This is a genomic window from Sphingomonas sp. FG14 (assembly GCF_057809675.1).
Genome location: NZ_JBMDKK010000044.1, coordinates 1 through 6,184 on the forward strand (window position 1 = coordinate 1; position 6,184 = coordinate 6,184).

Here is a 6,184-nt window from a genome sequence, read left to right on the forward strand (position 1 = left end):
TCGCCCTCGCTGCCACCGTTATCTTCTGGCTGTGATCAACGAGTCCTGACCCTAGGGGATCGTCCGGTATCGTGGAGACCGCTTAAATATTGCTGTCATACGATCTGCCTATGTGCGCGGCCCATGAGGTCGGATAGCTCAGACTTATATACCCAGCGTGCCGATCTGCTGCGCTATGTCGGCCGTCGGATCGACGATCCGGCGCTCCGCGAGGACATTGTGCAGGAGGCCTATCTCCGGCTTCTCACCTATCAGGCGAAGCCGGAAACCAGCGTCATCAATGTCGTCGCGTTCCTCCGCCACATTTCCCTCAATCTCGCGCGTGACTATTTCCGCCGTTCGGGACGGGGGGTAGCGATCGAACTGTCCGAGGACATGCCGTGCCCGCGATCGGATACGGAAAGGCTCGCCGAACAGCGCCAGTTGATCGCGATCGTCGCGGGCGTGCTGGCCAGGATGCCGGGATTGCGGCGGGAGGTGTTCATCGCCCGGCGCGTGCATGGCGAGTCGGCCAAGGACGCGGCCGAACGGCTGGGCATTTCCCCGGGCGCCGTCGACACGCATGTCGCCCGTGCAGTGCTCGATCTGCATCACGCGATGGAGAAGCTGGAGAAGCGAGGCGCGTTTGTTGAAGGATAGCGCCATCGAGATGGAGGCGGCGCAATGGGTCGCTTCGCGCATGAACGAGGAGTCGTTCGACAAAGCGGGTTTCGAAGCCTGGCTTGCCGGCGATCCGCGCCGCAAGCCGCTGTTCGACACGATGTGGCGGCGCATCATGGGCCCCGACATCGATCAGGCGGTTGAGGACTATGGCCGACGGCGCCGATCGCGAAGGCGCATCGTGGCGGGGATTGCCGCCTGCGCGCTGCTCCTGTCGGGCGGATACCAGGCATGGCCCGCGATCGAATTGTTCCTGGCGCCATCACACCATTATGCGGCCGCCGATGGCGCCATCCGCACGGTGATCCTCGACGACGGCACCAGGCTGACGCTTGCCGGCGGCGCTGAGGTTCAGGTTCGCTACACGCGGCACGAGCGAGACGTGACGCTGACGCGCGGCACTATCTTCGCGGATGTCACGCGGGACGAGAACCGGGTCTTCCGCGTCGAGGCGGGGGATGGCGAGGTCACGGTTCTGGGGACGCGTTTCGAAGTGGCGCTGAAGCCGGACATGGTTCGGATCACGGTCGAACACGGCAGGGTGCGGTTCGGGCGTGACCGCTGGTTCAGCGCGCCGCTGGAACTGGGCGCGGATCAGGCCGGATCGTTGACGCCGGCCGGGCTGAACAGGGATGCCGGCGGTCCGCACCGCGTTGCTCGATGGCGCTCTGAATGGGCCGAATATGACAATGTGCCATTGGGCCAGGTGATCGCCGACCTGGAAAGCGTGTCGCCGCTCCGGATCGTTATTGTCGACAAGGCATTGGCCGAACGCCGGGTGAATGGGCGCATCCGCCTGACCGATCCGGTGAGGCAGATCGAGAATTTGTCGGTCATTCATGAATTCAAGGTCGAAAGAGATGATAGCGCGATCATTCTGACCCGGTAATTGACAAGTGCTGTAATATAGATTGCTGAATATTGTAGTTAAAATGAAACAAAATACTTTGTAAGATTTTCGCTAGACCAGCGTCTTCCCTGTCGAACCCATCAAGTTCGGTAAAAGGGGAATCTCCTGTGGTCATGTTCAAAGGCTCTCTGCGTACGGGCGCCGCTATCGTCGTGCTCGCGCTCGGCTCCGTTGCGATCGCGTCGCCGGCACAGGCGCAGGCTGGCCTGTCGCTGCCGTCGGCATCGCTGTCCGATACGCTCAATGCGCTTTCGCGCACCACCGGGGTCGAGATCCTGGCCGATCCCGCCCTGCTGCAGGGCAAACGCTCTCGTCCGGTCCGCGGCGCATCGACGCCCGATGCGGCTCTGGGGCAATTGCTTCGTGGCTCGGGCCTGCGTTACGAGAAGCGCGGCAATGCATTCCTGATCGTCCGGGGCGCGCCCGCTCCGCAGGCGAGCGTTATGCGCTCGTCGAGCGCGGTGTCCGCACAGGATCATGTACTAGAGCCGCGCGTCGCCGCACGAGCGATCGAGGCCGCAAGCGCGGATGGCGAGGGTGAGGCCGCGATTGTCGTGACGGGATCGCGCATCGCCCGGCCCGAGCTCGATTCGCCGATGCCGGTGAGCGTCATCAGCATGGAAAGCGCGCAGAGCGTCGGGCGGACCAACGCTTATGACGCGCTGATGCTCGATCCCGCCGTCGGGCCGGGCATCGGCCCCCGCAATGCCAGCGATCCGGTGAATAATTCGGGTTCGGATCACGGCATTTCGACGGTGGCGTTGCGCAACATGGGCACCAACCGGAGCCTGACGCTGATCGACGGGATGCGCCGCGTATCCAGCTCTTCCAGCAGTTCGGCGGTGGATCTCAACATGATCCCGCCCGCCATGATCGACCGTATCGAAATCGTGACGGGCGGCGCCGCTGCGATCTATGGCGCGGATGCGGTGACGGGCGCGGTGAACATCATCACCAAGGATGTCGTCGACGGCCTGAACATCTCTTTAAATCAGGGCATTTCGCAGCATGGCGATGGCGAGCGATCGGTGCTCTCGATCTCTACCGGCGGCAAGTTCGCGGATGGCCGCGGCTCGCTGGCGATCGGCGGAACCTATTCGCGCAGCGGTGCGGTCCGCACCGGGGATCGTTCATTCTCCCGCGGCCGCATCCTGTTCCAGTCCAATCCGGCGAGCAAGAGCGCGACCGACGGGATTTCCGATCGCATCATGATCGAGGATTTCCGGCAGATCTTCGTCGGGTATCAGCCGAGCTTCTACTGGGCGGCGGACGATACCAACTATATCGTGGATGTCGCCAACAATGTCGTGCGCAAGCCGATCGGCGGCACCCAGATCACCGGCGGCAATTACGGCTTCTGGTCGGGCGGTGAGGGCGGGCAGCTCGAGGACCGGCGCATGCTCCAGTCGCAGCTCGAATCGCTGGCGGTGATCGGCAAGGTGAAATACGACGTCACCGACGCGGTGAACTACGAAGCCCGCTTCGATTACGGCCGGTCCCATTCCTTTGTGGGTGGCAGCCTGTTTCGGCAGGACAGTCGCGCCAACACCGTCAACAATCTTGGCGGGGACGTCGCCTATCTCGACAATCCGTATCTGCCGTCCTCGTTGCGACAGTTCATGCTCGCCAACAACCGCGCCGCGCTCAGCATCAATCGCGCCTATGGCAATTTTCCGGCGATCGAGATCCTCCATGATTATGAGAGCTTCACGATCTTCCAGGGCCTGGGCGGGCGGTTGACCGACAGCCTGAACTGGAAGGCTTTTTATCAATATGGCCGTACCGCCGACGATGTGCGCTACACCGATGTTCCAATGGCATCGCGCTATGCCGCCGCGCGGGACGTCATCGCCGATCCGGTGAGCGGCGCGCCGGTCTGTCGCAATGCGGTCGCGCGTGCGGCGGGATGCATCCCGTTCAACATCTTCGGGAACGAGCCGCTCAGCCAGGCTCAGCGGACCTACATGCTGACCGACAGGACCGGACGGCGCGTCAACACGCAGCAGGTCTATGGCGCGAACGTTTCCGGCGACCTGCTGGCACTGCCCTATGGCGATCTGTCGATCGCCCTGGGCGTCGAACGCCGGCGAGAGACGTTGAAAACGGTCGACGATCCGCGCGCCGCCACCGGTGAAGTCGCCTATTTCGGCCTTGCCGGCGCGCAGCCCGATATCAGTGCGTCGCGCAGCGTTTCGGAACTCTATGGCGAACTGGTCGTGCCGGTGCTGCGGGATCTGCCGTTCGCGCATCGCCTGGAGGTGGAGGGCGCCTATCGCTATTCTGACTATAGCGGCTACGGCAAGACCGATACTTGGAAGCTGGGCGCCACCTGGGAACCGATCCGTGGCCTGGCGCTGCGCGGCGTTCGTTCGCGCAGCGTGCGCGCGCCCAATTTCGGCGAGCTTTACCGGCCACAGACCGAAACCGCGAGCGGCAGCCCGGCCGATACCTGCATGGGGGCGGCCTATAACCTGACGCCCGAACGCGCCGCCAATTGCCGCGCGCTGGGCATCGCGGCGCCGCTTCCATACGAGCAGCTCGGCCCGATCATCGTTTCCGGCGGCAACCCCGATCTGCAGCCCGAAACCTCGAACAGCCTTACCCTGGGTGCGGTCTTCCGCCCACGTTTCCTGCCCGGCTTCGACGCGACGATCGACTATTGGAATATCGAGATCAGCAACGTCATCGCGTCGTTCGGCGCGGGAGACGTCTACCGCCTCTGCACCGACCTGCCGTCGATCGACAATGTCTTCTGTCGCTCGATCCAGCGCGATCCGGTGACGCATCTTGCGACCCGGCTCGAAACCTTCCTGGTGAACGCGCAGGAAATGGGCGCGCGCGGCATCGATGCCGGCATCAACTATCGGCGCAATGTGTGGAAGGGAACGCTCGGCCTGTCGGTCAAGGGCACCTATCTGCTCAAATATATGCTGCACACCACGCCGGGCCTCGCTGCCGGCGACGTGCAATATGACGGCGCCTATTCGAACCCGCGGTTCCGGGGGACGATGCTGCTGACCTATTCGACCGAGAAGCTCGATTTCAGCTTGAACACGCGGTTTGTGAGTGCGGCGAAATATGCGATCGGACCGACCGTCACCGCTGAATCCTATCCCGGCAACAGGATTCCGTCGCGCACCTATAACGACGTCTCGGTCGGCCTCCGCATCAACGACAGGTTCAGGATCGCCGTCGGTGTCGAAAACCTGCTCAACGTCGATCCGCCGATCTTCCCCTACACGCAATATGGCGCAGGCGGGATCTACGACGTGATGGGCCGGTATGTCTTCACCAACGTCAATCTGAAGTTCTGATCCTCGCGCACCGCATGCGCCGGCCTCCCGATATTCTGGACGATCGGCGGCCGGGTGCCCTTTCAGGAATATGATATGAAGAAAACCGTTCTCGCATTGTCGGCCCTGCTTGCCGCCGGACCGCTTGCGGCGCAGATGCCGGGGCCTGAAAAGGCCGGGCGCACCGTCATGGTCATGGCGCATCGGGGCTGCTGGGAGGGGGGTGCCCCCGAAGTCTCGGTTGCGGCGATCCGGGCCTGCGAGGCGATTGGCCCGGACATGGTCGAGATCGATGTCCAGAGGACGCGCGACGGTCAACTGATCCTGATGCATGACGAGACGGTCGATCGGATGACCGATGGCAAGGGGCTGATCGCCGAGCTGACCGCCGCGCAGATCAGGACCTTGCGTCTGCGCGCGCGCGATGGAGGCCCGGCCGCACCGCTCACCGATGAGCATGTGCCGACACTGGAGGAAGGGTTGAAGGCGGCGAAGGGCAGGTTCGTGGTCAACCTCCATCTGAAGCTGGCGGTCGAGCATGAAGTGGTCGAGCTGGTGAAAAGGCTCGGCATGGTTGGCCAGGTCACGACCTGGGTATCGGGCAAGGCGGATGACGAGCGATTGGTGAGATCCCCCCTGCGTGGCGTGGTCGGCATGATCCCGGTGGTGGGCGAATGCGCCGATCCGGCGGGCTCACCTTGTCGCGCCAGCCCGATCGCCGATTATGCGCCGATCCAGCCGGCCGGATTCTATGTCATTCCCGAAGCGATCATCTCCAGCGCCCCGGCACTGGCGTTTGTCGGCAATGCCGTCGCCGGCAGGCGCCCTGAAGGCGCCTGGATCATGGCGAGCACTTTGTTTCAGGTCGATATCCTGCCGCGCGAGGAGCGGCGGGCGATCTGGCGCAGGCTGATCGACCTGGGCGTCGATCTCATCATGACCGATCATCCCGGCGATCTCATCGATCTTGGTAATGAGGGAAGGGTGGCGGGATTGTAGGTGCACATAATGTCTAGAATCGTCTGGATGGTGAGAAGCGGCGATTCGAGCGATTCCGGAAAATGACCGAGGCGCTGGACACGGGTTCGATCCTGGCAGGCGTCACAATGCCCTTTCGAAGCCTTCTTCCCCACTCATGAAGCAGATGCTTCCATAAGCCCCGAAACAGGGGCGTTCGTGGCGCCGCGATGTGGGCTTTCCGGGCGGGGGCGAGCAACCGATTCCGTGAATTACAGATTTCCTACAAAAAGGCGTTGACGCGACTCAGACCCCTCCATATATGCCCTCTCACCGCAGCGGTGAGCCACTTGGTTCCTGCAGT

The 6,184-nt window shown here is 63.0% G+C and carries 4 protein-coding genes; all 4 read left to right on the forward strand.

The genetic code is table 11. The features are described 5' to 3' along the window. Positions 1-123 precede the first annotated feature (123 nt). The 4 genes from ACODTA_RS30130 (at position 124) to ACODTA_RS30145 (ending at position 5,862) form a co-directional block, all read left to right on the forward strand. On the forward strand, positions 124-639 hold the full coding sequence (locus ACODTA_RS30130; protein ID WP_489071355.1) for an RNA polymerase sigma factor: 516 nt from the start codon (positions 124-126) through the stop codon (positions 637-639). Next, positions 629-1,549 carry a FecR family protein gene (locus ACODTA_RS30135; RefSeq protein WP_489071357.1) on the forward strand — a complete coding sequence of 307 codons (921 nt, stop codon included), beginning with the start codon at positions 629-631 and terminating at the stop codon, positions 1,547-1,549. Before ACODTA_RS30130 ends, ACODTA_RS30135 begins: the two co-directional genes overlap by 11 nt. 134 nt (positions 1,550-1,683) lie before the next feature. Further along, positions 1,684-4,884, forward strand: a complete 3,201-nt coding sequence (locus ACODTA_RS30140) for a TonB-dependent receptor domain-containing protein (RefSeq protein WP_489071359.1) — start codon at positions 1,684-1,686, stop codon at positions 4,882-4,884. Between the two features lie 75 nt (positions 4,885-4,959). Then, a complete protein-coding gene (locus tag ACODTA_RS30145; RefSeq protein ID WP_489071361.1) occupies positions 4,960-5,862 on the forward strand; it encodes a glycerophosphodiester phosphodiesterase family protein in 903 nt (300 codons plus the stop codon). Positions 5,863-6,184 lie beyond the last annotated feature (322 nt).